Source organism: Meiothermus cerbereus DSM 11376, from assembly GCF_000620065.1.
GTDB classification, from domain to species: domain Bacteria; phylum Deinococcota; class Deinococci; order Deinococcales; family Thermaceae; genus Meiothermus; species Meiothermus cerbereus.
This window is the reverse complement of sequence record NZ_JHVI01000029.1, coordinates 13,975-40,024: the sequence shown is the minus strand read 5'-3', so window position 1 is coordinate 40,024 and position 26,050 is coordinate 13,975. Positions and strand designations below refer to the sequence as shown.

The 26,050-nt window shown below is 61.4% G+C and carries 25 protein-coding genes; 9 read left to right on the top strand and 16 right to left on the bottom strand.

Features of this window, described 5'->3' with window-relative positions; translation table 11 throughout:
* Window positions 1–451: 451 nt before the first annotated feature.
* The 5 genes from Q355_RS0111240 to Q355_RS15780 all read right to left on the bottom strand — a co-directional run bounded on the left by Q355_RS0111240 (window position 452) and on the right by Q355_RS15780 (window position 5,481).
* Window positions 452–1,075, bottom strand: a complete 624-nt coding sequence (locus Q355_RS0111240) for an MBL fold metallo-hydrolase (protein ID WP_027877893.1) — start codon at window positions 1,073–1,075, stop codon at window positions 452–454.
* A gap of 9 nt (window positions 1,076–1,084) precedes the next feature.
* Window positions 1,085–2,941, bottom strand: a complete 1,857-nt coding sequence (gene dxs / locus Q355_RS0111235) for a 1-deoxy-D-xylulose-5-phosphate synthase (protein WP_027877892.1) — start codon at window positions 2,939–2,941, stop codon at window positions 1,085–1,087.
* A 128-nt stretch (window positions 2,942–3,069) separates the two neighbouring features.
* Window positions 3,070–3,750: a hypothetical protein gene (locus Q355_RS0111230; protein ID WP_027877891.1), complete on the bottom strand. Its 681-nt coding sequence runs from the start codon at window positions 3,748–3,750 to the stop codon at window positions 3,070–3,072.
* 9 nt (window positions 3,751–3,759) lie between these two features.
* Window positions 3,760–4,233 (bottom strand): hypothetical protein, encoded by a 474-nt coding sequence (locus Q355_RS0111225; protein ID WP_027877890.1) that lies wholly within the window; start codon window positions 4,231–4,233, stop codon window positions 3,760–3,762.
* A gap of 93 nt (window positions 4,234–4,326) precedes the next feature.
* Window positions 4,327–5,481: a GGDEF domain-containing protein gene (locus Q355_RS15780; RefSeq protein ID WP_051529398.1), complete on the bottom strand. Its 1,155-nt coding sequence runs from the start codon at window positions 5,479–5,481 to the stop codon at window positions 4,327–4,329.
* A gap of 278 nt (window positions 5,482–5,759) precedes the next feature.
* On the opposite strand from Q355_RS15780, the gene Q355_RS16750 reads away from it, so the two are divergent.
* Complete coding sequence (locus Q355_RS16750; RefSeq protein WP_156941918.1) at window positions 5,760–5,906, top strand: hypothetical protein; 147 nt, start codon at window positions 5,760–5,762, stop codon at window positions 5,904–5,906.
* A gap of 108 nt (window positions 5,907–6,014) precedes the next feature.
* Here the strand turns inward: Q355_RS16750 and Q355_RS0111205 are convergent, their stop codons facing one another.
* The 3 genes from Q355_RS0111205 to Q355_RS17015 all read right to left on the bottom strand — a co-directional run bounded on the left by Q355_RS0111205 (window position 6,015) and on the right by Q355_RS17015 (window position 8,126).
* Window positions 6,015–7,379 carry an FAD-dependent oxidoreductase gene (locus tag Q355_RS0111205; protein ID WP_027877889.1) on the bottom strand — a complete coding sequence of 455 codons (1,365 nt, stop codon included), beginning with the start codon at window positions 7,377–7,379 and terminating at the stop codon, window positions 6,015–6,017.
* A 115-nt stretch (window positions 7,380–7,494) separates the two neighbouring features.
* Window positions 7,495–7,770, bottom strand: a complete 276-nt coding sequence (locus Q355_RS0111200) for a hypothetical protein (protein ID WP_027877888.1) — start codon at window positions 7,768–7,770, stop codon at window positions 7,495–7,497.
* Between the two features lie 41 nt (window positions 7,771–7,811).
* Window positions 7,812–8,126: a hypothetical protein gene (locus Q355_RS17015; protein ID WP_027877887.1), complete on the bottom strand. Its 315-nt coding sequence runs from the start codon at window positions 8,124–8,126 to the stop codon at window positions 7,812–7,814.
* Between the two features lie 50 nt (window positions 8,127–8,176).
* Here Q355_RS17015 and Q355_RS0111190 point away from each other — a divergent pair, with 50 nt between their 5' ends.
* Window positions 8,177–10,201 carry a molybdopterin oxidoreductase family protein gene (locus Q355_RS0111190; RefSeq protein ID WP_156941917.1) on the top strand — a complete coding sequence of 675 codons (2,025 nt, stop codon included), beginning with the start codon at window positions 8,177–8,179 and terminating at the stop codon, window positions 10,199–10,201.
* Here Q355_RS0111190 and Q355_RS0111185 read toward each other — a convergent pair.
* On the bottom strand, window positions 10,198–11,796 hold the full coding sequence (locus Q355_RS0111185; RefSeq protein WP_027877885.1) for an acyl-CoA dehydrogenase family protein: 1,599 nt from the start codon (window positions 11,794–11,796) through the stop codon (window positions 10,198–10,200). The two genes, Q355_RS0111190 and Q355_RS0111185, sit on opposite strands and share 4 nt — an antisense overlap.
* 44 nt (window positions 11,797–11,840) lie before the next feature.
* Window positions 11,841–12,374, bottom strand: coding sequence for a carboxymuconolactone decarboxylase family protein (locus tag Q355_RS0111180; protein ID WP_027877884.1), 534 nt, complete (start codon window positions 12,372–12,374; stop codon window positions 11,841–11,843).
* A 19-nt stretch (window positions 12,375–12,393) separates the two neighbouring features.
* Here Q355_RS0111180 and Q355_RS0111175 point away from each other — a divergent pair, with 19 nt between their 5' ends.
* Window positions 12,394–13,413, top strand: a complete 1,020-nt coding sequence (locus tag Q355_RS0111175; protein WP_027877883.1) for a threonine aldolase family protein — start codon at window positions 12,394–12,396, stop codon at window positions 13,411–13,413.
* Window positions 13,414–13,422: 9 nt separating this feature from the next.
* Here Q355_RS0111175 and Q355_RS0111170 read toward each other — a convergent pair whose 3' ends face one another.
* Together Q355_RS0111170 and Q355_RS0111165 are read right to left on the bottom strand one after the other, a co-directional pair.
* Window positions 13,423–13,617, bottom strand: a complete 195-nt coding sequence (locus tag Q355_RS0111170) for a hypothetical protein (RefSeq protein ID WP_027877882.1) — start codon at window positions 13,615–13,617, stop codon at window positions 13,423–13,425.
* A gap of 77 nt (window positions 13,618–13,694) precedes the next feature.
* A complete protein-coding gene (locus Q355_RS0111165; protein ID WP_027877881.1) occupies window positions 13,695–14,375 on the bottom strand; it encodes a glycerophosphodiester phosphodiesterase in 681 nt (226 codons plus the stop codon).
* A gap of 136 nt (window positions 14,376–14,511) precedes the next feature.
* Between Q355_RS0111165 and Q355_RS0111160 the strand changes: the two genes are divergently transcribed.
* The 3 genes from Q355_RS0111160 to Q355_RS0111150 all read left to right on the top strand — a co-directional run bounded on the left by Q355_RS0111160 (window position 14,512) and on the right by Q355_RS0111150 (window position 17,875).
* Window positions 14,512–15,363: a hypothetical protein gene (locus Q355_RS0111160; protein WP_027877880.1), complete on the top strand. Its 852-nt coding sequence runs from the start codon at window positions 14,512–14,514 to the stop codon at window positions 15,361–15,363.
* 122 nt (window positions 15,364–15,485) lie between these two features.
* Entirely contained in the window at window positions 15,486–15,839 is a 354-nt protein-coding gene (locus tag Q355_RS0111155; RefSeq protein ID WP_027877879.1) for a ComEA family DNA-binding protein, read from the top strand.
* Window positions 15,836–17,875, top strand: coding sequence for a ComEC/Rec2 family competence protein (locus Q355_RS0111150; RefSeq protein ID WP_027877878.1), 2,040 nt, complete (start codon window positions 15,836–15,838; stop codon window positions 17,873–17,875). Before Q355_RS0111155 ends, Q355_RS0111150 begins: the two co-directional genes overlap by 4 nt.
* A 1-nt stretch (window position 17,876) precedes the next feature.
* Here the strand turns inward: Q355_RS0111150 and Q355_RS0111145 are convergent, their stop codons facing one another.
* The 4 genes from Q355_RS0111145 to mnmG all read right to left on the bottom strand — a co-directional run bounded on the left by Q355_RS0111145 (window position 17,877) and on the right by mnmG (window position 22,052).
* Window positions 17,877–18,695: a ParB/RepB/Spo0J family partition protein gene (locus Q355_RS0111145; RefSeq protein WP_027877877.1), complete on the bottom strand. Its 819-nt coding sequence runs from the start codon at window positions 18,693–18,695 to the stop codon at window positions 17,877–17,879.
* Window positions 18,679–19,443 carry a ParA family protein gene (locus Q355_RS0111140; protein WP_027877876.1) on the bottom strand — a complete coding sequence of 255 codons (765 nt, stop codon included), beginning with the start codon at window positions 19,441–19,443 and terminating at the stop codon, window positions 18,679–18,681. Before Q355_RS0111140 ends, Q355_RS0111145 begins: the two co-directional genes overlap by 17 nt.
* Window positions 19,437–20,165, bottom strand: a complete 729-nt coding sequence (rsmG, locus tag Q355_RS0111135; protein WP_027877875.1) for a 16S rRNA (guanine(527)-N(7))-methyltransferase RsmG — start codon at window positions 20,163–20,165, stop codon at window positions 19,437–19,439. Before rsmG ends, Q355_RS0111140 begins: the two co-directional genes overlap by 7 nt.
* A 78-nt stretch (window positions 20,166–20,243) precedes the next feature.
* Window positions 20,244–22,052 carry a tRNA uridine-5-carboxymethylaminomethyl(34) synthesis enzyme MnmG gene (gene mnmG, locus Q355_RS0111130; protein ID WP_027877874.1) on the bottom strand — a complete coding sequence of 603 codons (1,809 nt, stop codon included), beginning with the start codon at window positions 22,050–22,052 and terminating at the stop codon, window positions 20,244–20,246.
* 319 nt (window positions 22,053–22,371) lie between these two features.
* On the opposite strand from mnmG, the gene dnaA reads away from it, so the two are divergent.
* The 3 genes from dnaA (at window position 22,372) to dnaN (ending at window position 26,008) form a co-directional block, all read left to right on the top strand.
* The gene (dnaA, locus tag Q355_RS0111125) at window positions 22,372–23,691 is read left to right on the top strand and encodes a chromosomal replication initiator protein DnaA (protein WP_027877873.1); all 1,320 of its coding nucleotides are present in this window, start codon (window positions 22,372–22,374) and stop codon (window positions 23,689–23,691) included.
* Between the two features lie 399 nt (window positions 23,692–24,090).
* A complete protein-coding gene (locus tag Q355_RS0111120; protein WP_027877872.1) occupies window positions 24,091–24,858 on the top strand; it encodes an enoyl-CoA hydratase in 768 nt (255 codons plus the stop codon).
* A gap of 64 nt (window positions 24,859–24,922) precedes the next feature.
* Complete coding sequence (gene dnaN, locus Q355_RS0111115; RefSeq protein ID WP_027877871.1) at window positions 24,923–26,008, top strand: DNA polymerase III subunit beta; 1,086 nt, start codon at window positions 24,923–24,925, stop codon at window positions 26,006–26,008.
* Window positions 26,009–26,050: the final 42 nt, after the last annotated feature.

The window sequence follows — 26,050 nt, the reverse complement described above, 5'->3', positions numbered from 1 at the left end:
TCTTGGATCGCAGTTGCAATCCCCTTACGGGGCTTTTTGTTTGCGACAGCATACCCCGTTAATCGCCGTCCTGTAAAGGGCTCTTATTAGGGGGTATTTATGAGAAAACCGAGTTATCCACAGGCAGCCTGTGGATAAGTGGGTAAAAAGTGGCGTTTTTTGCGATGGATGCTTACAAACCCGCACTTTTAGATTTTTTGTGCGGTGGGTTTGCGATTTACATCGCACATCTAGGCTTTCAAGAACCGCTGTCGAAATGGCCGACATAGGCATTATAGCATTTTGCGCAAAACATAATGGGTTATTTTTGGAAATTGCTTCCATGCTGTTCTGGTGGGTGCCGGTGTGGTGTTTTTTTGGCAAGGGGGTACGGTTGCGATAGCATTTTTGGGCACAAAATAGCATGTAACGCTTTTTGTAACGGGGCAGCGTGCCCGCTTTGGGGCCTGGGTTATAGGGCCAGTTTTTCGGCCAGGGCCATTACGGCGCGCTTGGTGGTGGGGGGGCCGTGGCCCACGTAGATGTGCTCGGCCTCGAGCTGGGCTATTTTCCCTACCGTGCGCCGGGCCTGGGCGGTGTCGTGGTTGACCACGGCAGGGGGAACCCAGGGGCCTTTGGTGCCCACCCGCAGGGCATCGGCAGCCAGCAGAACCCCCTCGCGCAACAGGCCAATCTGCCCTGGGGTGTGGCCGGGCAGGTGTACCACCTGCCAGCCCAGCACCCGCGCGCCTTCCTCCACCGGGATAAGGGCCTCGGGCGGAAGGGGCCGGGGGCTGTTGGCAATCCAGTCGCCCAGCCAGGGAATGGGCGGGAACGGGGGGCGGCGGCGCTCGCCGCTAATGTAGGGGATGTCGAGCGGGTGGGCATAAATGGGCAGACCGTAGCGCTCCCACAGCATGCGCGCCCCGCCCACGTGGTCGAGGTGGTGGTGGGTGAGCAGCAGGGCGGCGGGCTTTCGGCCCTTTAGGTGGCGCAAGAGCTTTTGGTTTTCCTGGGGCATGCCGGTATCTACCAGCAGTGCGCCTTGGGGGGTGTCCAGCAGGTAGGTATTGGCGGCCAGCGGAAAAACTTCCATGCGGGGCGTTTAGCTTTGAGCGATGGCTTTTTGGCCCACCCCTAGCTCGGCCAGGGCGGCCTGGATGGCCTCGGCGTCGATGCCGGCCTCGCGGTGCATGCGGGGGATGGAGCCGTGGTCGAAGAAGACATCCGGCAAGCCCAGCACGCGGATATCGGGCTTCAGGCCCATCTCGTTCAGGGCTTCCAGCACCGCGCTGCCAAAGCCCCCCATCTTCTGGTGGTCTTCGGTGGTGACCAGCTTGTAGCCTTCCAGGGCCAGGCGCTCGAGCATCCCTTTGTCCAGCGGCTTGATGAAGCGGGCGTTGATTACCCCCACTTCGGGGTTGTCGCCAGCGGCCTCGAGGGCGTACTTGAGGGTTTTGCCAAAGGTCAGGATGTAGGCTTTGCTGCCCTCCTTCAGCACCTCCCAGCGGCCCCACTCGATCTCGGGCCAAGCCCCTTCCGGGGCTTTCTCCACGTTGTCGCGGGCGTAGCGGATGGCAATGGGCCCCCCCAGTTCCAGGGCCTTTTTAAGCATGGCCCGCAGCTCGAGGGCGTCCCTGGGCGCGGCAATCTGCACGTTGGGCACGGTACGCAGGTAGGCGATGTCGAACACCCCGTTGTGGGTGGCCCCGTCGCCGCCCACAATCCCGGCCCGGTCTACCGCAAACACCACCGGCAGGTTTTCGATGGCGATGTCGTGGATAATCTGGTCGTAGGCCCGCTGCATAAAGGTGGAGTAGATGGCCAGCACCGGCCTGAGCCCCCGCAAGGCCATGCCGGCGGCCACCGTGGCGGCCACGTCCTCGCAGATGCCGGTGTCCAGATAGCGCTCGGGGTGGGTCTGGGAGTATTTCACCAGCCCCGAGCCTTCGCGCATAGCCGGGGTAATCACAAACAGCCGGGGCTCCTGGTGGGCCAGCTCGGTTACGGCATCGCCAAAGGCGCTCGACCAGGAGTAGCCCTTGCTCACCTTCTCGGGGTTCTGGGGGTTGAAGCCGGGCGGCCCATGCCAGTAGATGGGGTCTTCCTCGGCCACCCCGTAGCCCTTGCCCTTCTGGGTCACGATGTGCAGTAGGGTGGGGCCCTCGAGCTCTTTAATCTGCTCCAGAATGTGAATCAGGCCCGGCAGGTCGTGCCCGTCCACCGGCCCCACGTAGCGGATGCCCCAGGCGTAGAAGGGGTTTTCCTGGTGCAGCATCAGCTTGGCGGCCTCCTTGGCCCGGTCTACCAGGTTGAAGAGCCTGGGCGAGATGCCCTCCAGCACCTGGCGACCCCATTTCTGGGTGTCCTGCACCCACTTTTTGGTCTGGTACTCCTTGAAGTAGCGGTTCAGAGCCCCCACGTTTTCCGAGATGGACATCTCGTTGTCGTTCAGAATCATCAAGAGCCGGGGTTTGCGCTCCCCAATCACGTTGAGGGCGGCCAGGGCCATCCCGCCGGTCAGGGCCCCGTCGCCGATGATGCCCACCACGTGGTAGTTTTCGCCCAGGGTGTCGCGGGCGATGGCCATACCCAGCGCATTGGCCAGCGAGGTGGAGGCATGGCCCACCGTAATGGCGTCGTGCTCGCTCTCCGAAACCTTGGTAAAGCCCGAGATGCCCCCTTCCTGGCGGATGGTGTGGAAAACCTCTTTGCGCCCGGTCAGGATTTTGTGGGCGTAGGCCTGGTGGCCCACATCAAAGAGCAGGCGGTCGCGGGGCGAGTCAAACACCTTGTGCAGCGCCACAATCAGCTCCACCGCCCCCAGCGAGGAGGCCAGGTGGCCGCCGTTCTGGGCGCACACCCGGATAATCTCGCTGCGCAGCTCTTCGGCCAGTTGCAACAGCTCTTCTTGCGACAAGTTTTTGAGGTCTTGCGGTTGGTTAACCTTTTGCAGAATCACGCAAGCCTCCCGGAATGGTTGGACGGTAAGGGGATGTTATGGACATGTTGCCCTCAACTTTAAAGCTTTGTGGCCCAATTGCAGTACCCCAGGGAACAAAGAGGCCGTAGAGGGTGGCCTGCTGCGGCTCATCTGAAGTTGCGGTCAATCAGCGAAAGCCCGCCCTGTTCACTAAAATTCACCGAGCTGAAGATTTCGCCCACCCCCGGAAAGAACCACAGCTCGAAGTTTTCCCGCAAGGTGGGGTTCCTGGGGTCGCGCACCTCCCAGTTGATGCGAAAAACCTCGAAGCTGCCCGCCGGCACCGTCACGTTGGACTTGCCCAGCACCGTGTAGGTGTAGTCCAGCACCCGGTCGACTACCCGCGTGATGTTGTTGCCCGCGCGCAGCTCGATGACCTCGCGGGTCTGGCCGCCCCAGCGGGCCCCCACCACCAGGCTGGCCTGGGGCGGATACTCCTGAATGGGGGGCGTGTAGCGGGTTACTTGCAGTCGGTCGAAGTCTTCCATGCCCAGCAGGCGTACCCCGCTGGCGTCTACCTGGCGGTAGTAGGAACGCTCGAGGCCCCGTCCGCTCAAGCGGTAGCGGATGGCTGGCTGGCCTTCAAAGGTGGTGGGCCCAATCACCGAGAGGCGCACCGGCGGTTCGCCGATGGCGGCACGGGGTGGCAGGTAGATCCAGTCCAGCCCCGGCTGCGCGGGGTAGAAGCCCACCGACCCCTGGATAAGGGTGGTGTTGGTCTGGGGCTCGGTGGCGCGTGGTGCACAGGCCACCAAAAGCAGCAATAGCGGTACAGCGATTCGTCGCATCGCTCCAATTTACCCTCGGTTGGGGCTGGCCGGATGTAAAACCTCGCGCAATTCGATTAAGAACAGCGGAAGCTCGGCCAGGGCCGGGGGTTCCTCGCTGCCCGCAACCAGCACCAGCTCGGCCCCCAGGCGCTCGAGGTAGACCACCCCCCGTTCAAAAGTGCGCTCGAGGTCGTTGTGGCGACGCAGCAGGTGGTCTCGGGTGGGGCCCTCCAGCCCCGGCTTGTGCAGAAAGCGCTCGAGTTCGGCCTGTTGTGGCAGCAGTTTGAACAGGTTCCGCCCATACTGCTGCACCGGATTGAGCGCGTCGCGCAAATGAGGCAGCCGCTTGCCCTGCCGCCGGATTTCGGCCAGGGCCAGCTCCAGCCGCTGGGCCTGGGCGCTTTGCGCCTGGGGCAGGCTGCGGCCAGAGCCCAAAAACCAGACCAGCAGCCCCACCACCAGCAGCAGCAGCATCAGCTCCAACAAGGCGATACCGGCCATTATGCCTTAAGGATACGCACCCACCGCCCAAAAGTAAAAAACGCCCCTGTGCCTCTGCCAGAACCCTCGAAAGCCTGCCCGGCCCTGCTTCGGCTATGGCCTGGGGGTTGGATTCCTGGAAGCCGTCTCTGAGTGAGGCAGCTCCAGTTCGTGGCGGTTCCGCCCCAGCGCTTTGGCCCGGTAGAGGGCTTCGTCCGCACGGTGAACAAGGCTTTCAAGGCTATCCCTGGCTCGGTAGCAGCTTACCCCAATCGAAAGCGTAATAGAAATGTCGCCCAAAACTGGCTTGTCCCGAACCGCTTCGACGAGCCGGGTCGCGAGTTGCTCGGCCTGGGCTAAGTCGGTGGCGGGGGCCAGGATTAAAAACTCCTCACCACCCCAGCGCGCTACGGTATCCGCCTGGCGCAGGTAAAGGTCGAGCCGCAGGGCCACCTCGCGCAGCACCTGGTCACCAATGGCATGCCCGTAGTGGTCGTTGACCTTTTTGAAGTGGTCGAGGTCGATCAGCAAAACTGCAATGGAAGGCCCGTAGCGTTCAGCCCGCTGTAGCTCCCGCTTGAGCAGCGGCTCGAGGCCCCGCCGGTTGGTGAGCCGGGTAAGGTGATCGGTGTGGGCCAACTGCTCCATAGCCACCATGGTCTCGCGCAGCTGCGCATAGATGTTGAGCAAAACCAGGAAGGCCAGGTTGGCCAGATAGAACTGTGCGATTGAGTTGAGGGCGCTCATGCTGGGCGGATAAAGCAGCAGCGAGACCAGCCCTCCCAACACGCTCAGCAGGTAGTAGGCCACCGATACCCGAATGGCTTTCTCTCGGTTAAGCAGCAAAAAAGCCAGCGGGTAGATGATAGTGGACCACAAAGCGCTGGCAGAAAACCCCTCCCTGGAGAGATGGCCCTGCAATCCGAAGTAGTACAGGTTGCCCAGGTTGTAGATCAGCAGCAGAACAACCACCATCAGTTCGGTTGTAGCGATACTGATCCGACGCCGCCATAACAGCAAGGTCATGAGCAAAAACCCCACAAACATCACCGGCGAGAGCACCGCGTCCAGCGGGTTGAGGGTTCCGTTTACGATGGACAGCACATAGGCGAGGCTCGAGGCCAAGGCTCCCAGTGGCAGCAGCCACAGACCGTGGCGCCGCCTGTAGGCATCGAAGGAGGAAACAGGGTCGGGATTCATGCAGAGCTTTACAAAAACGATACCACTTTTCTGGCACTCTTGCCTGCGGATCAGGGCGATGCCAGGCATGGGGTATGGCGGGTTATGAAGCGCCGTCTGTTAGGGCTGTTTTTGCAAAGCCATGACGGATAAAACCTAGCCTGTTTGTGGTATGGGGTACAGTGGGTTCAAAGAAAAACGCCTGCGGGATGCGGCCATTGCCGCCTATCGGGCCGAGACCATGCAGGCCGGGGAAGCCTGGTATTAAGAGCGTGGCCTACAAGGAACTGCGGCGTGTGTTTGGCGAGGAGTGGCTCAGCCTGGGGCGCTACCGGTTGGTGGAGGTCTAAAGGGCCTGCGAGGTCACGGTGGAGGTGGACGGGGAGCTGTTCTCGGTGGCAGAGGTAGAAAAAACCTCTGGAGGACCTTTAGGGGTGGTGGTGCGCCACCTGCCTACTGGCCGGGCCATAGGCAGTCTGGCCCAGCTGGGTGAAGTGTTTCTTGGGCTTTCCTGATTCCTTAGGCCTCTTCGTGACGGGCCATGCCCGTACACCGGTGTTCCCTCGAGCCCAACCCATCTTCAGATGGGCTTTTGATATTGGAAAAGCCCAGAGCAGCGCAGCTCAGTTTCCCACTGCTTCCAGCATCTTATCTACGCTGGTTAGCTTGACCCGCGGGCGGCCCTGGGCCTGCCCTAAGGCGCACTCGAGCGCATCCAGCTTGAGCCAGTGTTCCAGGGTTACGTAGCGCACCCCCCGCGCTTGCAGCAGCCGGGTTACGGCCTCGGGATTGGGTTCTGGGGCCAGCGGCAGGTGCGGGGCGTCCTGCAGCAGAAGTTTTACAGTCTCGGTAGCATCGGCTTTATTGGTGCCGATCACCCCGCTGGGGCCGCGCTTGATCCAGCCGGCGGTATACTCGCCCACCGCCACCTGGCCCTCGCGCAAGACCCGCCCGCTCTGGTTGGGAATAACCCCCTTGCGTTGGTCGAAGGGCACCTCTGGCAAGGGCACCCCCTTGTAGCCGACCGAGCGCAGCACCAGGCCCACCTCGAGCTCCTCGAACTCGCCCGTGCCCACCGCATTCAGGTTCTCGTCCAGGCGGTTTTTCTCCAGGCGAATCTTGTGTACCCGGCCCTCACCCAGGATCGCTACCGGCGAAACAAAAAAGCGCAGGTGTACCCGGCGGGGCTTGCCGGTAAGGGGTCTGGCGGCAAACTCCCGCAGTACCTCCAGGTTCTTGAGCAAAGCGGGCTCACCCGCAATAGAGGCGGCGCTTCTTTCGTCGAGCTCGAGTTCCTCCGGTCTGACCACGATGTCGGCGTTGTGCAGCTCGCCCAGCTCGCGCAGTTCCTTGGTGGTGAACTTGGCCTGGGCAGGCCCCCGGCGGCCCAGCATGTAAATATCGCTGACCTGGCTCTGGGCCAGCACCGGCAGGGCATGGTCGGCAATATCGGTCTGGCGCAGCTCCTCCGCCGACTTGGCCAGAATGCGGGTGACGTCCACCGCCACGTTGCCCATGCCCACCACCGCTACCCCCTGCACATTCAGCCGGATGTCCAGGTTCTGGTAGTCGGGGTGGCCGTTGTACCAGGCCACAAACTCGGTGGCCGAAAGACTGCCGGGTAGGTCTTCACCAGGGATGCCCAGGTGGCGGTCGCTGGAAGCGCCCACGGTGTAGATCACCGCATCGTAATGACGGCGCAGATCGGCAAAGGTAAGGTCGCGGCCAAACTCAACATTGCCCAAAAAGCGCACCCGTGGGTCCTGCAGCACCTTCTGCATGACCTTGGTAACCGACTTGATGGTCTGGTGATCGGGCGCCACCCCATAGCGCACCAGGCCGTAGGGGGTGGGCAGGCGGTCGAACACATCCACCGATACGTTTATTTCCGTCTGCTTGATCAGGGCCTCTGCGGCATAGATACCCGAAGGCCCCGCACCGATGATCGCAATACGTAAGGGGCGGTTTGCATCTAGCTGGTCTGCCATCTTCCACATCCTCCGGCCTGTTTGGCATCGAGTCGCGCTTACACCGCGCTCAGACAGCGCAAATCATATCCCATCGGCCCGGCACAGGCATCAAGACACCCAGCAAGAGCCAAAACTAAGGTCTGAGCAAGCCAAGCAGCGGGCCGTACAGCAGCGCGCCCGCTCCATACAACCCCAGCCAGAGCAGGTCGGCCACCCGCAGCCGCCAACGCAGCAGTTGGACGATACCCATCCAGAACAGCACCAGCGAAGCCGCGAGGCAGAATAAGCCCAGATAGGCGATAAAAAGCGGGGCCGCTACGCTGCGGGCAAGCAGCCAGGAACCCCCCGCCATGACCAGCGGGAGCCAGAGCAGCCCTGTAGCGTATATCAGCCAGCGGCGGCCTTGCATCGAAGCGCATTCTACCCCCAAAAGCCCGTTTTCATCGGCTCTCAAGGCAACCGAATCCCATTTGTAAGCCGCCCCAGGCCCAGAACAAAGGCCCCCAAAGCCAGAAGAAAACCCCAGAGCCATCCCCACATTTGTGGAAGCGTCCCACTGCGAACCGCCCAGATTAGGGCCAGCAGGCCCAGCAAGGTTCCCAGGCCCAGCGCAACCGGCAGGAGCAGGGTCAGACCCAGGGCCAGCAGCGTTACCAGACCACCAGCCGCCGGTTCCGCCAAGGTTCCCAAAACAATGGCTCCTGCCAGTACCCAGGGCAGCAGCAAAAGCCCGGTGGCCAGTTGCAGCCAGCGAAGCGGTCTCATGGCCCGCATTGTAAGCGCAGCCTGGACACCGGCCCATTCTGGTTCTTAGCATGGTCTACATGACCGTGCGCCAGGCCCGCACCACCTGCCCGCTGGACTGCCCCGATGCCTGCTCGCTCGTTGCCAGCATTGACGAGGCCCGCAATACCCTGCTCAAAATCGAGGGCGACCCCCAGCACCCCTTCACCCAGGGCTTTGCCTGCGTGAAAACCTATCGCTACCCCGAGCGCAACCATCACCCCCTGCGCCCGCTCTATCCGCTGCGGCGGGTGGGCCAGAAGGGCCAAGGCAGGTTTGAGCGGGTGAGCTGGGCGGTGGCGCTGGACGAGATTGCCGCGCGTTTGCAGGAGGTGGTGGGAGCACACGGCCCGGAAGCTGTACTGCCCTACCACTACGCCGGCACCATGGGCCTGATGCAGTACGAGCACCCCCTGACCTTTTTCCGCGCCCTGGGGGCCAGCGAGCTCCAGACCACCATCTGCGCCACCGCAGGCCAGGAAGCCTGGATAGCCACCTACGGCGACCGCTATGGGGTAGACCCAGAAGAGGTTCCCCAGGCCCGCTTTATTCTGCTGTGGGGCATCAACAGCCTGCACACCAACACCCACCTCACCCCCTTCCTGAAAAAAGCCCGGCAAAATGGGGCCCACATCGTACATATTGACCCCTACGAAAACCTGACCAGCCGCTTTGCCGACGAACACATTCGGATTCGTCCTGGCAGCGATGCCGCGCTGGCCTATGGGATGGCTCGAGCCATCGTGAAGGCCGGTCTGCACGACCGGGACTACATCGCCCGCATGACCACCGGCTTCGAGGCCTTCATGCAAGTGGCGGAGGAATGGACGCCGCAGAAGGTGGAGGCCGTCACCGGCGTGGCTGCTGAAACAGTGGAGAGACTGGCCCTCGAGTTCGCCCAGGCCAAGGCCTCTTTCATCCGCACCAGCTACGGCCTGACCCGCCACCCTGGCGGAGGTTCGGCCCTGCGGGCGGTGGTGTTGTTGCCGGCGCTGATTGGGGCCTGGCAGTACCCTGGCGGGGGGGCGCTCCTGAGCACCAGTGGAGCCTTTGCCCTCAACCGCAAGTATCTGGGAGGCCGCCACCTTCTGGCGGCCCGGGCCACCCCGCCACGGCAGATCAACATGACCCAGATCGGCAGCGCCCTCACCGCCCTACAACCGCCCATCCGGGCCCTGTTTGTCTTCAACTCGAACCCGGCGGTGGTGGCCCCCCGCTCCGACCTGGTACAAAAGGGCCTGATGCGCGAAGACCTCTTTACGGTGGTGCTCGAGCAGGCCCTCACCGAGACCACCCGCTATGCCGACTACGTGCTGCCCGCCACCACCTTTTTAGAGCACCCCGACCTCTACACCGCCTACGGGCACTACTACCTCTCCTGGAACAAGGCGGTGATGCCGCCCCAGGGCGAGGCCCGGCCCAACACCTGGGTCTTCGCCGAGCTGGGCCGTCGGCTGGGGCTGGACGAACCCACCCTCTACTGGGACGCCGAGACCCTGGCCCGCTCGCTTTTGGACACCGAGCATCCCTGGCTACAGGGCATCACCCTCGAGCGCCTCCAGGCCGAGGGGTTCGTGCGGCTCAACATTCCCCCCGACCACCGTCCTTTTACCGAGCGGGCCGGCACGCCATCGGGTAAGGTGCAGTTCGACCCGCCACCCCAGGTCATCCTGACCGAACCTACGCCAGACTTCCCCCTGATCCTGATGACCCCCCCGGCCAAGCACTTCCTGAACAGCACTTACGGGCATATCGAGCGGTTGGTGCAGGGCGAAGGCGGCGAGCCGGTGCTGCTGGTACACCCCGAGGACGCGCAGGCTTTTGGCGCGGCGGACGGGGCGCTGGTGCGGATACGCTCCCGGCACGGCGCAGTGGTGCGGCGGGTGCGGGTGAGCGAAGCCCCCATACAGGGCACGGTGGTGCTGGAGGGCACCTGGTGGGAGGCCCCCGCCCCCGACGGCAAGGGCATCAACTGGCTCACCGGTGAGCACCTGACCGACATGGGCGAGGGTTCGACCTTCCACAGCAACCCGGTGCGGCTCGAGGCGCTGGACTAGACGGCCTGTCCCACCCCCACCTGCCAAAGCTCTTCTTCCTGCAGGGCCCAGGCCGGATACTCCTCCTTAGCGAGGAAGTGCCGGGCATAGAGCGAAGCCAACTTGGTGTGGCGCTCGCCGCCCAGCTCATAAAGCAGGGCCACGGTGGCCGCATCGGCCAGGGTGCGCAGGGCTTCTTTGGCATGCCACTGGGCCTCCTCCGGCGGGAGGGCTTGCAGTTGCTTGAGGGTGTGTTGCAAAGCGGCCTCGGCCAGCCGGGCTTCCTCGCTTTCGACGGCCTCGAGCTTGGTGCCAAACTCGAGCAAAAAAGGCTCGGCAGCCCCTTTGCGGAACAGCACCTCGAGGGTGTCCAAAGCCTGCACATTGGCCGGGCCTTCCCAGATGGGGGTGATCAGGGCCTCGCGGGCCAGCCGGGCGATGGCGAAGTCCTCCACAAAGCCCACCCCGCCGAAAAGCTCCATGCCAAGCTGGGTACAGAACGTGCCGTGCTCGGCGGTGCGGGCCTTGGCCAGGTGGGCCAGCAGCCGGGCGTAGTGGTAGCGGGGGGAGTAGGGCGGGGTCTCCTGCCAGGCCTCGTCCCAGGCCGCCACCGCCCGGAAGGTCAGGGCCAGGCCGCCCGCGATGCGCACCGCCAGGTCGGTCAGGTCGCGCCGGATTAAGGGGTGTTGCTCCAGTTTCTTGCCGAAAGCAACCCGAGAGCGAACACGGAAGAGGGCCTCGAGCTGGGCTTTTCGGGCCAGGCCCATAGCCCCCACCGCGTTGGCCAGGCGCGAAAGGGTGAGGGTTTCCAGGATGTAGTAGATGCCTTCCTCAGCCCTGCCGATCAGGTGGGCCTCGGCCCCTTCAAACTCCACCTCGCCCGAGGGCACCGCGCGGGTAGCCAGCTTGTCCTTTAGCCGCCGCACGCAGTAGTTGAGCTCTCCCCTGCTGTCCAGCCGGGGCACCAAAAACAGCGCGAGGCCTTTGGGGCCGGCAGGCGCCCCCTCGGGCCGGGCTGAAACAATGGCGTAATCGGTCAGGCCTGCGCCACTGGAGAAGTACTTGTCGCCAAAAAGCCGCCAGGCCGCCCCGTCGGGAACAGCCCGCACCTTGTTGGCCCCCAGGTCGGAGCCGCCCTGCACCTCGGTCATCCAGGTGGCGCCAAAGGCCCGGCCGGCGAGGAGTTCTTCCTTCCAGCGGGCAAACTGGGGGGCGTACTTGTGGATGGCGTACACGGTGGCGTTGCTGATGGTCTGGATGCAGTACAAACCAGGGTCGGCCAGCAGGTAGCCCAGGGCGAAGTGCTGGTGCCAGCTCCCACCCTGGTAGGGGGCGCGGTTGATGGCAGCCAGTTGGCGGTTGAGGGTTTCCTGTGCGGGCGAGAACCGCACCCGGTCTATGCGCTGGCCGTTCAGGTCGTGCATCACCAGCACCGGACGGGCTTCTTTATCCACGTGGTCGGCAATGCGGTAGGCTTCGCCCCCGGCTACCACGCCAAATGCGTCCAGCTCGCTCTGGTGGGCTTCCCAACCCTTCCAGTAGCGGCGCAGGATGCTGGGCAGGTCGGGCTCTAAAGCCCAGTGGTTCTTGCCATAGGCATAGGACTGGTGTTCCATAAGGGCTCCTTTGGCTTTAGGGTAGCTCGAGTCCGGAAAAACGTTTACTCGGGCAAAATATCCAGGGCTACCAAAAACCTCGAGACCATGTTGTAGGCCGCAATTACGCCCACCAGCTCGACCACCTGGGTGGCATCGGGCAGCGCCGATTGCACCGCCCTGAAGGTCTCGTCACCCACCCGCACCGCGCGGGTCATTTCAAAGGTGAGTCGGAGCGTGGCCCGCTCCTGGGCATCAAACAGCCGGGCATTCTGTGCGGCTTGCTCGAGGTCGTGCAGGGCCTCGAGCTGGGCCTGGCTGCCACCGGCCTGCAAAAACAAGGGGGCGTGCTGGTCAAACTCGTATTCGGCCTGGTTCAACACCGCCACCCCGCAAATGGCCAGCTCGCGCAACCGGGCTGGCAGGCTGAGGCCGCCCCGCACCGCGCCCAAAAAATGGTTCCAGCCCAGGGCATAGGGTGGGCTATAGAGCAGCATCCGGTCGAGATGGCTCAGGGCTCCGCCCCGACGCCGTCGAATGGCCGAGACCACCTCGGCTGGCTCGGACAGCTCTTCTGGGAGGTAGGGAATCCGGGGCATCGGGAGTAGCATAAGGCTTATGCACTGGATTGACCTCCGCTCCGATACCGTAACCAAGCCCACCCCCGCCATGCGCCAGGCCATGGCCGAGGCCGAGGTGGGCGACGACGTGTACGGCGAAGACCCCACCGTGGGCCGCCTGGAGGCCCTGGCCGCCGAGATGCTCGGCTTCGAGGCCGCCCTCTTCATGCCCAGCGGCACCATGACCAACCAGGTCGCCCTGATGCTGCACCTGAAGCGCGGGCAGGAGGTCATCGCCCCCAAAGGGGCCCACATCTACGAGTACGAGCCCGGCTCGCTGGCGGTGCTCTCGGGCGGAACCATCCGGCTGGTGGAGGCCCCTTACGGCATACCCGACCCCGAGGCCGTGCGCGCTGCCATCCACACCTCGGTGCACCAGGCCCCCACCGGGCTGATTGCGCTGGAAAACACCCACAACACCGCGGGCGGCACAGTGGTTCCCATCCCCGCTCAGCGGGCCATTCAGCAAGTGGCCGAAGAGGCCGGGCTCCCCACCCACCTGGACGGGGCTCGTTTCTTCAACGCGGTGACGGCCCTGAACACCACGCCAGTCGAGCTGGCGAAGGGCTTCCGGACTATCTCGATCTGCCTCTCCAAAGGGCTGGGGGCGCCGGTGGGTTCCATTCTGCTGATGCCCCGCGCGTATCGGGCCGAGGCCTGGCGCTACCGCAAGCTGCTGGGGGGTGGGATGCGGCAAGCGGGGGTGCTGGCTGCGGCGGGCCTCATTGCCCTTAGCGAAGGCCCCAAGCACCTGGCCCGTGACCACCAGATGGCCCGCGCCCTGGCCGAGGGCCTGCTGCGCTTGCACCTCGAGGTCGACCTGCAGGCGGTGCAGACCAACATGGTGTATGTGCAGGTTCCTCAGGCCCCGGCCCTGGTTCAGCGCCTACGCGAGCTGGGCCTACTGGCCAACGCCATGGGGCCCAACCGGGTGCGCTTTGTCACCCACCGCGACCTGCAGGACGAGGACATTCCCCAGGCCCTAAAGCGCATCGAACAGGCCCTGCAGATCGCATAGCCCCCTGGCTCACTCGGCCCAGGCTTCTACCTGTTTGTACTGCACCAGCGCTGCATACAGGGTTTGCGAGGCGGTGGTGGAGGTTGAGAACTTGATGTCCACAATTATGGTCTCTTCCGGCAGGCTCTCAATAAAGCGGTTGAGGCGGTCTTGAAACACATCCGGGTCGGCTGCGGCAATCAATTTGAGCTGCATCCCTTGCATGGCTAAAGCCTAACGCAGAAAGCCCGCTGGGGTTGTGAAATTTGTCCGCTCAGGGCGATGCCTAGCTGCAGCAGACCCTAGCGACGGGCCGCCAGAAGCTCTTGGGGCAGGTCACCAATAATGCCATCCACGCCCCAATCCAGCAGCTCCCGTGCAGTTGAGGCTCGATTGACTGTCCAGGTCGCCACAAAGAGCCCCTTGGCCTTGAGCTGGGCTACCCTGGCTGGGTTCAGGAGAACAAACTCTGGATGAGCGCCCTGCAGCGGCAGGCAGGTCAGCAGCTCTTCCATCTCGGGCTCGCTATACAGCAGGGCCAGCGGCACTCCGACCTTCAGTCGGTGCAGTCGGATCAGGGCCAGTGGGTCGAAGCTGCTAATCCAGGCCCGCGCCCGGCCCGGCCAGGCCTGTAGCGCCTGCACCAGCAGGGCTTCGCGTCCATCTGAGGGGCCGGGCTGGCTCTTGAGCTCGAGGTTGAGCCAGGCCTGGGGAAACTCCTGGGCCAGCTCAAAGACCTGCTCGAGCCTTGGCATCCAGGGTGCACGCTGCTGCAAGGTCGGCCAGTCCAGGCTGGCAATCGCCTGCCCCTCGAGCTCAAAGTCGTGGTAGATGGCCAGTACCCCGTCGTGGGTACGGTGCAGGTCGAGCTCGAGGCCGTCCAGACCCGCCTCGAGGGCCCGCCGGAAGGACTCCAGGGTGTTTTCTTTGGCTTGGTGGGGCGAGCCCCGGTGCCCTAAAAGCAAGGGTTTGGTGAAGATCATTCGATTTCCTCTAGCCCAGCGTACCCGATTACCCCAACCCCTTTTGTGTCTGGGAGCCAGGGTTATACCGCCTTCCACTGGATTTTACGTGATGGATGAAAGCAAGCCCGCCCTGGGATGTTGTAGACTGCTAATCATGGGCACATACGACGAGCGCCTTGAGCAATTGACCCAGTCCGACATTATTGCTCGGCTCGAGGGATCCGGTGGCCTTCTGGCCATCAGCAGCCGAGAGTTGTTTTACCTGGACAGCAACACCCACCAAAGTGCGCCTCTTGCTCTTATCAAGCGCATCACCGTAAACAAGCAAACCAGCACCGTGGATGTCATGAGCGAGCAGGGCACCCTTATGACCATTGCCCCAGCTGCCTTCCAAAAAGACGAGCTGAAGCTCTTCCTGGAGTCGCTTAAGGGGCATGTTCTGAGGGCTAAATCTGAGGCCGCTCAGGTCAACGAGCCGCCCAAGACCCTCGAGTCGGCAGAAACACCCCCGCCTCCAGCGGAAGTTGACCAGCAGGGTTGGCCTGCGCCTTCCAGCACCTTACCGCCTCAAGCCCCCATGCAGAAAGTGCCGCCCGTTACCGATGCTGCCCCACCCCCCTCTTCGTCCCAGATCAGCATCGCCGAGCCAGCTAAAACCTTGCCCGACGAGCCCAGCGACTCCATCTGGGCCTACGACGGCTCACCCAAACCCGGCACGACCACCGGTGTAACCGAGCCCAAAGCTACGCCCATAACCCAGGCCCAGGCAACACACAACACGGCCACCATGCCTCCCCTGGCCCCTGCTTCCAGCAGAAGCCTTGGCTCGACCCAGCGCATCATCTCGGTCTTGCTAAAAGTATCCGCGCTCATTACCGCTGCGGTTACGATCGGGTATCTGGTCGTGAATATGGGCACCACCAGCGATATCTGGGTTCCGCTGGGGGTGGTCGCGGTTGGCCTTGCCCTGGCCCTGATTCAGTGGCGCCTGTCCGAGCCTTACTGACGCCAAATTCAACCACGGCTGACCCAAGCTAGGCCGAGGAAACCCGCGGCAAGGCATAAGGCTTCAGAGCTTGCCGACAAATAACCCTCTTTAGACCACAGTGGCAGCTAAATTGGGGCCTGATGGGGCGCTGGCTAAACATAGCATATATTGCCGTGGTTATTGGGATCGGATTGGCGAGCATCTGGCCCAATCTGACGGTTCGTTTTTTCCCGGCTGAACTCAAAGCACCCCCCCATTCAGCCCCGCTGGCGGCTTCGCCTGCCCTGAAGCCCGGCCCGATTACGCCGGAGGTGGGGAAGGTTAATCTCAACACCGCCAGCCAGGCCGAAATCGAGAGCCTGCCTGGAATTGGCCCTGCGCTAGCACAACGCATCATCGAGGGTCGTCCGTATCGTTCGCTAGAAGAGCTGGATCGGATAAAAGGCATTGGACCCAAGCTGATCGAGCGGCTGCGCCCGCTGGTCACCCTATGATCCCCCTGGCCCTGGGCTCAGGAGCCCTGCTGGGGGCCCTGAGCCAGCTCACCCCCCTGGCTTTTCTGGGCCTGCTGGGGGGGCTCTGGCTCCCTCAGGCAGCCCGCTGGCTGGGCCTGCTGGCCTATCTTCTGGTGGTGCTGCATCTGGGTCTGGCCAAAGATCCCTGGGCATCGCTTATAGGGCAGTGGGTAAGGCTGGAAGGCACCTTGCAAGGGGGGTTTCTACACACCCCGCAAGGGCGTGTGTACGTGCAGTACTTTCCCCGGCTACAAGATGGAATCTATGTGTTGGAGGGCCACCTGCTGCGTCCTGCCGGCAAGCGCAACCCTGGGGGTTTCGACCAGCAGACCTGGCTGCGCGGACTCGGGGTAACAGCGGTATTGCAGGCCCGAGAGGTGGTGCATTTCCAGCCTCTGCCGCGCAACCCCCGCCAAAGCTTGAAGGGTCGGCTCGAGGCCGGGCTTTCCCCACCCGTAGCCGCCCTGGTTGCCGCTTTGACCCTGGGGGAACGGCGTGATCTGGGCGAGACCTACGGGGATTTCCAGCGGGCTGGCCTGGCCCATGCCCTGGCCCTGTCGGGTCTGCACGTGGGAATTTTGACCGGCTTTTTCGTGCTTCTGCTGTACCGCTTTGGCGCATGGCGCTATTTGATCACCATTGTTTTGCTTCTACTGTACTTGTGGCTGGTGGGGCCACAGCCCTCGCTGGTGCGGGCTGTAATCATGGCAGCTATGGTGCTGTTGGGGCTTTTTATGGGACGGGGCCGGGTGGCGGTCTTGCCCGCATTAGCCCTGGCTTTGTTTATTCAGCTTCTGCTCGAGCCGCGCACCATCTTCAGCCTATCGGCCCAGCTTTCCTATTTGGCCGTACTGGGTATGGCCCTTGTGCTTCCCCGCCTGCCCAGGCTTGCGGGCTGGAAGCAATGGGTGTGGGCTTCGGTTGGCGTTACCCTGGCTGCCCAGATTCTGATTCTTCCGCTCTTACTTCACCACTTCCACCTGCTGCCGCTGCTCTCCCCTCTTGCAAACCTGTTGGTGCTGCCCCTGCTGAGCCTGCTGGTTCCCCTGGGTTTTCTCAAGCTATTGCTGGGGGGCTTGCTGGCCGGGCCAACAGAAGTTTTAGGATTACTGGTCTTGTGGCTGGCAGGGTGGTTGTCCCATGGCCCCATGCTGCGCTGGGGCGAGATAACCCCCCTGGGGTTCGTCTTGTATTACCTTGGTATTTTTCCTTTACTGCTCGGCCTTTATGGGTACCTTCGCTGGCCGCGCGCAGCCGGACTGGCTGCCACTGCGACGCTGGCTTCCATACTGTCGCAGTATCCACCCCGGGCGGAGCTTTGGCAGCTCGATGTGGGCCAGGGCGACGCTATTCTGCTGCGCCTTCCCGGAAGGGTAGAAATTCTGGTGGATGGAGGCCGCGACTGGGCCTACCCCCGGCTAGAACGAGCCCTGCGCGCGCTGGGCGTAGACGACCTAGATCTGCTTATTGCCACCCACCCCGACGGGGATCACGTGGGGGCTCTGCCGCGGCTCATAGAGAATTTTCCAGTGGGCACCCTGGTGAGCGGGCCAAGGGTACGGGGTAACCCGCTGGATGATGCCCTGCACCGGGCTGCGCGCTCACATAGGGTTCGGGTTTTATTTGCCCGCAGCGGGACACAGTTGGCCCTGGCCGGAGCCAGTTTGCGATTCCTGGGGCCACAAGGCCATGAAACCGATGACAACGAGCGCAGTCTGGTGTTTGTGCTGGAATTCAAGGGGCGCAAAGTGTTGTTTACCGGCGATGCCCCGGCCTCGGCGGAGGTGCGCTGGCAGCCAGAGGCGGTGGATGTTTTGAAGGTGGGCCACCACGGCTCCGAAACCAGTACCAGCGTGCATCTGTTGCAGAGCTTTCAGCCCCGGGTGGCCCTGATCGGGGTGGGCAACAACCCCTACGGCCACCCCTCGGGGGTGGTTTTGCATCGGTTGAGCCAGCATGGACTGCAAATTCGGCGCACCGATTTAGAGGGGGCCATACGGATTCAGCTTCGATAGCTTAGCCCTCGTAGCCCAGCGCGTGGAGAATTGCGCTCAATTCCTCTTCGGAGTGGTAGCTGATCTCTATTTTGCCTTTTTTCAAGCTGGTAAAGCGCACTTTTGTGCCCAGCCGACGGGAGAGGCTGCGGGCGATATCGGCGTAGGCTTCCTCACTTTTAGACCTTGTGCTCGAGGCCGTCGGTTTGTCTTTGAGCTTCTCGGTCTCCCGTACGCTAAGCTGCTTGGAGAGCACCTCCGACAGACCCCAATTGCGTTTTGCTTCGGGCAGCATCAAGAGTGCCCGGGCATGTCCTGCGCTAATCTTGTTCTCCTCTAGTGCTTTCTTTATCTCTGGGGTTAACTGTAGCAGGCGCAAGGCGTTGGTAACCGTAACCCTGGCCTTTCCCACCGCCTTGGCCACCTCTTCCTGGGTCATCCCCATATCCACCAAGCGCTTGTACCCTTCTGCCTCCTCCATGGGGTTCAGGTCTTCCCGCTGCAGGTTTTCAATGAGGGCAATTTCCAGGGCCTCTCGCTCGCCAATGTCCTTAATGACTACCGGAACCTCGCGCAGACCCGCCAGCTGAGAAGCCTTGAAGCGCCGCTCGCCCGCCACCAGCTCGTACATGTCACCCTTGGGACGAACCAGCAGGGGTTGCAGCAGTCCCTTTTCTTTGATGGAAGCAGCCAGTTCTTCTAATGCTGCCGGGTCGAATAAGCGGCGCGGCTGCCCGGGGTTTGGCTTGATAAGGGCCAGGGGTAGCTTAGTAAGGGAGGCTGGTGTTTTGGGCAATAGGGCTTCCAGGCCCTTACCTAAACCGCTAAGCTTCTTGGACACGGCGCATCACCTCCTCGGCCAGGCGTCGATAGGCATGGGCACCACTACTGGTAGGCGCATACTGGCCGATGTCCTGACCATAGCTGGGGGCCTCGGCCAGCCGGACATTGCGCGGGATAACGGTCCAGAAAACCTTTTCCCCCAGGTTGGCGCGAATGTTGCTCTCGACCTGTTGAGACAACAGGGTGCGGGGATCGTACATGGTAATCAGCACACCCAGAAGCCGCAAAGCTGGGTTTAGGCTGGTGCGCACCCGATCAATGGTTTCCATTAGACCAGCAATGCCTTCCAGGGCATAGTATTCGGCCTGTACAGGCACAATCAGGCCTTCCGAGGCCGACAGCACGTTTAGCGTAATGGGCCCCAGACTGGGGGGCGCATCTAGCAGAATCAGGTCGTAGGCTTGCTCGAGCGGTCGCAATACTTCTGCTAGCCGGGTAGGATTTTCGATGAGCTCAGCTGAAGCCCCGACCAGATCAGGGCTCGAGGGAAGCAGATCCAGGCCGCTGGCAACGTTGACCACCGCTGCTTGAACTTTATCGTTTCCTACCAGCACGGTGTAGATATTTGGCTCACGAACGGCCTGCCCCATCCCCGAGGTTGCATTAACCTGGGGATCTAGGTCTACCAGCAGCACCTTTTGACCCGCTCTGGCTAAATAGGCCGATAGATTTACGGCTGTTGTGGTCTTACCCACACCCCCTTTTTGATTTACCAGGCCAATGCGTTTCACCTTGCCCTCTAGGATAACGGATTTTTTGCCGGAACCCCCGGTTTCCGGGGGTATTGATGTGGTGTGGGGGCTATTTTTCGCAGAACGACCAGGGTACGGGCATCCCCAATTATGGGCAGTTTCAGGTGAAAAATCTGCTCCAACTGACCGCCTAGCTTACTTAACGCGCCCCGTGCCTCCGCCACCTCACGCTCTACTTCAGCCCCCTTTTGCACCAGCACAAACCCGCCCACCTGGATCAGCGGCAGGGTCAGTTCTGCTACCGTAGCCATGGAGGCCACCGCTCGGGTCAGGGCCGCTCCATATGTTTCACGTTTTACACTCTGGTGCGCCAGCTCCTCAGAACGACCCCAAAGAACCCGGGCATTTCTGAGCCCCAGGGTTTGTATAACCCGAGCGACAAACGCAGTCTTCTTCTGAGTAGCATCCAGGAGGTCGAACTGGGTACTGGGCTGCACAATAGCTATAGGCAACCCAGGAAAACCCGCACCTGTGCCCACATCGATCACCGACATCCCTTCCACCAAGCCGGGATAGGTCAGGCAAGTTAGGGAATCCACAAAGTGCTTCAGGATGATGCCCGCTTCGTCTCGAATAGCCGTGAGGTTGGTGGTTTGGTTGGCCTCGCTGAGAAGTTCAAAGTAGGTAGAAAATTGAGGGATATGGGGCTCGAGGTTCAGGCCCAGCTCCGCCCCAGCCCGTAACAACAGTTGTTTTCCAGCCGGCGTCATCTGCATAAGACATACCTAGAGTAGGCCATTCCAATCGGGATTTTCCTTCGATGTAAAACGTGAAACATTGCCCCCATGCGGGCCTCAAGCTGGAGCAGGCATCTTGGTGATGTACACCAGAAGCGCCGTCAGGTCGGAGTCGCGAATGCCAGGGACCCTCGAGGCCTCCGCCACCGAATGGGGTCGAATTCGGCCCAGTTTTTCTGCGGCCTCCTTGGAAAGGCTGGGTACCTGCGCGTAGTCGAGGGTGCTGGGCAAGAGGTAGGTCTCGAGCTCTTTGAGTTTTTCTCGCAGCCTGGCCTGACGTTCCATATAACCCGCGTACTTGGCCCGCACCTCTACCTGGTAGGCCTCTGCTTTGGCCAAAGGCACCTCGGGCTGGCCAATAACCTGCAACATCTGCTCATAGCTGGCCTCGGGGCGGCGCAGGTATTGCAGGGCCGAAACCCCATCCAGACGGCTCTTTTGTAAGCGGAGCAGTTCACCCTCAACCCGTGCATACTTGGCCCGCACCGCCTGCAAATCCGCCATCGGGCGCAAACCCCAGGTGGCGGCCAGCGGCACCAGGCGCTCGTCGGCGTTGTCGGCACGACACAGCAGGCGAAGCTCCACCCTCGAGGTCATCATGCGGTAGGGTTCATCTACCCCGCGGTGAACCAGATCATCCACCATTACCCCGATATAGCCAGACTCCCGCGGTAAGCAGACCTCGGTCAGGCCCATGGCATAGCGGGCTGCATTCAAGCCTGCCAGCAGGCCCTGGGCAGCCGCCTCCTCGTAGCCCGAGGTGCCATTGAGCTGCCCGGCGGTAAACAACCCTGGTAGCTTGCGGGACTGAAGCCCTGGGGTTAGTTCCAGGGGGTCTACCGCGTCGTATTCCACCGCATAGGCAAAGCGCTGAATAATAGCCTTTTCGAAACCCGGAAGGGTTTGCACCATGCGCACCTGCAATTCTGGGGGCAGGGAAGAGCTGAAGCCCTGCAAATACAGCTCGGTTGTATGCAGACCATCGGGCTCTACAAAGAGCACATGTGTTTCCTTGTCGCTAAAACGCACCACTTTATCCTCAATGGAGGGACAGTAGCGGGGCCCCACGCCTTCGATATCACCCCCATACAAAGGCGAAAGGTGCAGGTTTTCCTGGATGAGCCGATGGGTGGCTTCCGTGGTTCGGGTCTGCCAGGTGGGACGTGCGGTTGCGTGAGGGCCTGGTTTTCCGGCAAAGGTTTCAGGGGGGTCGTCCGCGGGTACCACCTCCAGTTTTTGGTAGTCCACCGAGTCGGCCTGAATACGGGGCGGGGTACCGGTCTTGAAGCGCAGCAAGCGGTGGCCCACAGCACGCAGGCTCTGGGATAGAAAGCGGGCCGGAGGCTCGCCCTGCCGTCCAGCAGGCCGGGACTGCCGTCCATACCAGACCACGCCCTGTAGGAAGGTGCCGCTGGCTATCACCACAGCCTGGCCTGCCAGCCGGCGTCCATCTACCGTCAATACCCCCCGCAGTACCCCTTGTTCGATCCACAAAGCCGACACTTCGGCCCGAATGCTTTCAATCTGGGGGTGCGCCAGCAAGACCCGCTGGGCTTCCAGGGCATAAAGGTCGCGGTCTACTTGAACGCGCAAACTCTGCACCGCTGGGCCCTTAGAGCGATTGAGGACACGGGTGTGAATGGCGGTGGCATCGGCCAGCTTGCCCATCAAACCACCCAGGGCCTCGAGCTCTGCCACCAACTGACTTTTACCTGGTCCACCCACCGCGGGATTACAGGGCATCAAGCCTATACGTTCGGGGTTAGAAGTAACCAACCCCACCCTTGCCCCTAGCCTGGCCGCAGCCCAGGCGGCCTCGATACCGGCATGGCCCCCACCCACCACAATCACGTCATAGGCCTTCATCCATCCAGCTCCTAACCTTGCATTGTAGCAGAGGGTCGGCATGTGAAATTCTCTACCCCCATCGCAGCCGCTGCCAGCGATATATCGCAGTCTTCGCTGTTTTTACCGCTGTTCCCAGCGGCAAAATTAAGCCCGAAGAGTGCCCTTCTCTTTGAAGACCACTCTAAATTGCGCACAACCCTGCTATTTTGATTAGAATGGGCCTCTTGCAAGGGATGGGCTCTTTGTTCACACCCACACAGAATTATCCACAGGGGATTTCCTGCCTGTGGATAACTCAGTAGAATGTACAAACCTGTCTATTGCGGGAGGATTAGCCTTGACCCAAAACACTGTTTGGCAGAATGTGCTCGAGTACGTGCGCCAAAGCATCACCGAGGTGGAGTACCACACCTGGTTCGAGAAAATTCAGCCGCTGGGGGTGGTCAACGGCTCACTCGAGCTGGGCGTACCCACCAGCTTCTTCAAAGGCTGGATTGAAGACCACTACGCAGAGTTGCTCACCGAGGCCCTAACCCGACTGGGGGCACAAACCCCTCGTTTCGAGCTGCGGGTGGTTCCAGGAAAACCCGTACAGGAAGACATTTTTTCTGCCTCCACCCCCGCCAAGCCGCAGGAGGCCCGGGCCCGACTAAACCCCAAGTACATCTTCGAGAACTTTGTGGTGGGGCAGAACAACAACCTTGCCCACGCTGCCGCCGTAGCCGTGGCCGAATCGCCCGGCAATGCCTACAACCCCTTGTTCATCTACGGCGGTGTGGGTCTCGGCAAAACCCATCTGATGCACGCAGTGGGGCACTCGGTAGCCCAGCGCTTTCCCGACAAGAAAATCGAGTACGTCTCCACCGAGACCTTCACCAACGAGCTTATCAACGCCATTCGTGAAGACCGCATGACCGAGTTCCGCGATCGCTACCGCTCCGTGGATTTGCTGCTGGTAGACGATATCCAGTTTATCGCCGGAAAGGAGCGCACCCAGGAGGAGTTTTTCCATACCTTCAACGCCCTTTACGAGGCCCGCAAACAGATCATCCTATCGTCCGACCGACCCCCCAAAGACATCCTGACCCTCGAGGCCCGGCTGCGCAGCCGTTTTGAGTGGGGCCTGATCACCGATATTCAGCCCCCCGACCTCGAGACCCGTGTGGCCATTCTCAAAATGAACTCCGAATATCGCAACATGCGCATTCCCGAAGAGGTGCTGGAGTACATCGCCAAACAAATCACCTCCAACATCCGCGAGCTCGAGGGGGCCCTGATGCGGGTTATCGCCTACGCCTCGCTCAACGGCGTGCAGCTAAGCAAGGCAGTAGCCATCAAAGCGCTTTCCGATGTGTTCTCAGCTTCCGAGACCAGCCAGAGCCCGGAAGAAATCCTCAAAGCTGTGGCCGAACACTACAACCTAAAACTAGAGGAATTACGTGGTGCAGGCCGACGCAAGGAAGTGGTGATTCCCCGCCAGATCGCCATGTACCTGATTCGTGAAATGACCCATGCCTCCCTACCAGAAATTGGGCAGTTTTTTGACGGGCGCGACCACACCACGGTGCTTTATGCGATACAGAAAATCCAGGAAAGCCTGGATACCGACCCCAGCATCCAACAAGCCATTAAGGGCATCAAGGAGCGGCTACGCTAATGCCCCGCAAGCCCTCCCCCCCTTCGGCGCGTGGTGTAATTGAAAAACATAATTGAAGCCCGCAAAACTGTGGATAAATTAATTCACCCTGTGGATAACCCTGTGGATAAGATGTGGATAACCCTGTGGATAGACCTGTGGATAAGTGCGTGCACAGCACGCCTGTGGATAAGTGCCCACTTTCTCCACAGCTTATCCACAGCTTATGCACAATTTTCCACACCCTTTATCCACAGGCCAAATTCGATGCCAATGGGTATTAAATGGCCCTTATCCACATATCCACAGGCCCTATTACTACTATTACTAGTTTTAAAATTTCTTTAAAAGACGTAGGAATTTAAATTCAGGTGCACTTTACAAGCAACTCAAAAAAGAAACCAAACCTCGAGGAGCCTTATGCAGCACATCCATCAAGCACTGGAAAACGGAATCCTAAGACTCAGCTTCAACCGACCCGAGCGCAAGAACGCCATCACCACAGCAATGTATGACGCCTTGGCTCAGGCCCTGGATCAAGCCAACAGCGATCCAGCCGTGCGGGTGGTGCTGTTAACCGGGCAGCCGGGCGTTTTTACCAGCGGCAACGACATTCAAGACTTCCTCAATAATCCCCCCAGCGATACCCAAAGTCCAGTATTTCGCTTCCTGCATGCCTTGAGTCACCTGGAGAAACCCCTCATCGCTGTAGTGGACGGCCTGGCGGTGGGGGTTGGAACCACCTTATTGCTGCACTGTGATCTGGTGTATGCCACCCCCGAAGCCCGTTTCCAGCTCCCTTTTGTCAACCTGGGGCTCGTGCCGGAAGCGGCCTCGAGCTTCCTGTTGCCCAAGGTTGCTGGCTATCAACGGGCTGCCGAAATGCTGCTGCTAGGGGAGGTGTTTACTGCCGAACAGGCCCTGGCCGCTGGAATGCTCAACGGCATCCTTCCCAGCAACCAGCTTCTAGAACACGCCCTGGGTGTGGCCCACAAACTCGCTGAAAAGCCAGCCCAGGCCCTGCGGCTGACCAAGCAGTTGCTCAAACAGCCCTACCTGAGCCAGATCGAGCAGACCATGCGCGCTGAGGGTGTGCAGTTTATCCGCCAGCTTAGCTCACCCGAAGCCCGCGAAGCCTTCAGCGCATTTATTGAGAAGCGCAAACCCGATTTCAGCAAGCTGGGTTGACTGTTAGAATGTGTGGGCCAAGCGGGGTCACGGCCCCAACCACTTGCCCAAAACGGAGGCCAGCGTGGAAGTTCGCATCCCCAAACGTACCCTTGTCGAAGGACTTTCGATTCTCGAGCGGATCATTCCTAGCCGCAGTTCCAACCCCATCCTGACCTATTTGCCCATCGAACTCTCCCAGCAGGGCCTAATTTTGCGTGGCACCAACGGCGAAGTGGACATCGAGGTCAGGCTCCCCGCCGAGGTACAGGGCCTGGGCCAGGTGCTGATACCAGCGCAGACCTTTGTGCAAATTGTGCGCAGTGCCCCGGGCGAGATGGTGGAACTGATTTTTGGGAATGGCGAACGTCTGGAGCTGCACTCCGGGGCCTTCAACACCCAGCTTGCCACCACCAGTCCGGATGGCTATCCCACCCTGGCTTTTGCCGCACCAGGTCCAGAAAAGATTGCTGCGGCACGGCTGGCCCAGGCCATTACCCGGGTGCGCTATGCGGCCAGCAGCGAGGAGTACCGGGCTATTTTCCGGGGGGTGCAGCTCGAGATGTCCCCTACCGGTTTGCGGACGGTGGCTTCCGACGGTTTTCGCCTGGCCCGCTACGATCTGCCCATGCAGCTGCAAACCCGCAAGCTGGTGATTCCGGCTCGCAGCGCCGACGAGATCGTGCGGGTTTTTAAGGATGCCCAGGGTGAGGTGGCCCTGGCCGTTAGCGAGGGGATGCTGACCTTGGTGGGCGAAGCGGTGCGGATGTCGGTCAAGCTGATGGAGGGTGAGTTCCCCGACTACGCCCGGGTGATACCGCAGAGTTTTGTACTGGAAGCCACTTTGCCGGCTGAGGCTTTGCGCGAAAGCCTTAAGCGGGTGGCGGTGCTCTCTGACCGCAACAACCACCGCGTCAACCTCTTGTTCAACGACGGCAAGCTAGATATTGACGCCGAGGGTGATTATGGCCGTGGTCGGGAAGAACTGCACGTTGATTCTTCGGGCGAGCCCCAGCTGATGGTGGCCTACAACGCCCAGTACTTGATTGATGCCCTGGCCCCCATCGAAGGGGCGGTGCGGATCAAGCTATCCGGCCCCACCAGCCCCAGCGTGGTGCAGGCTGTGGAGGATGCGGGTTACCTGGCAGTGGTGGTTCCCCTACGGGTTTGAGGCTGTTTGACCTGGCCCTTTTCTACAGGGCCGCAAAGTTTT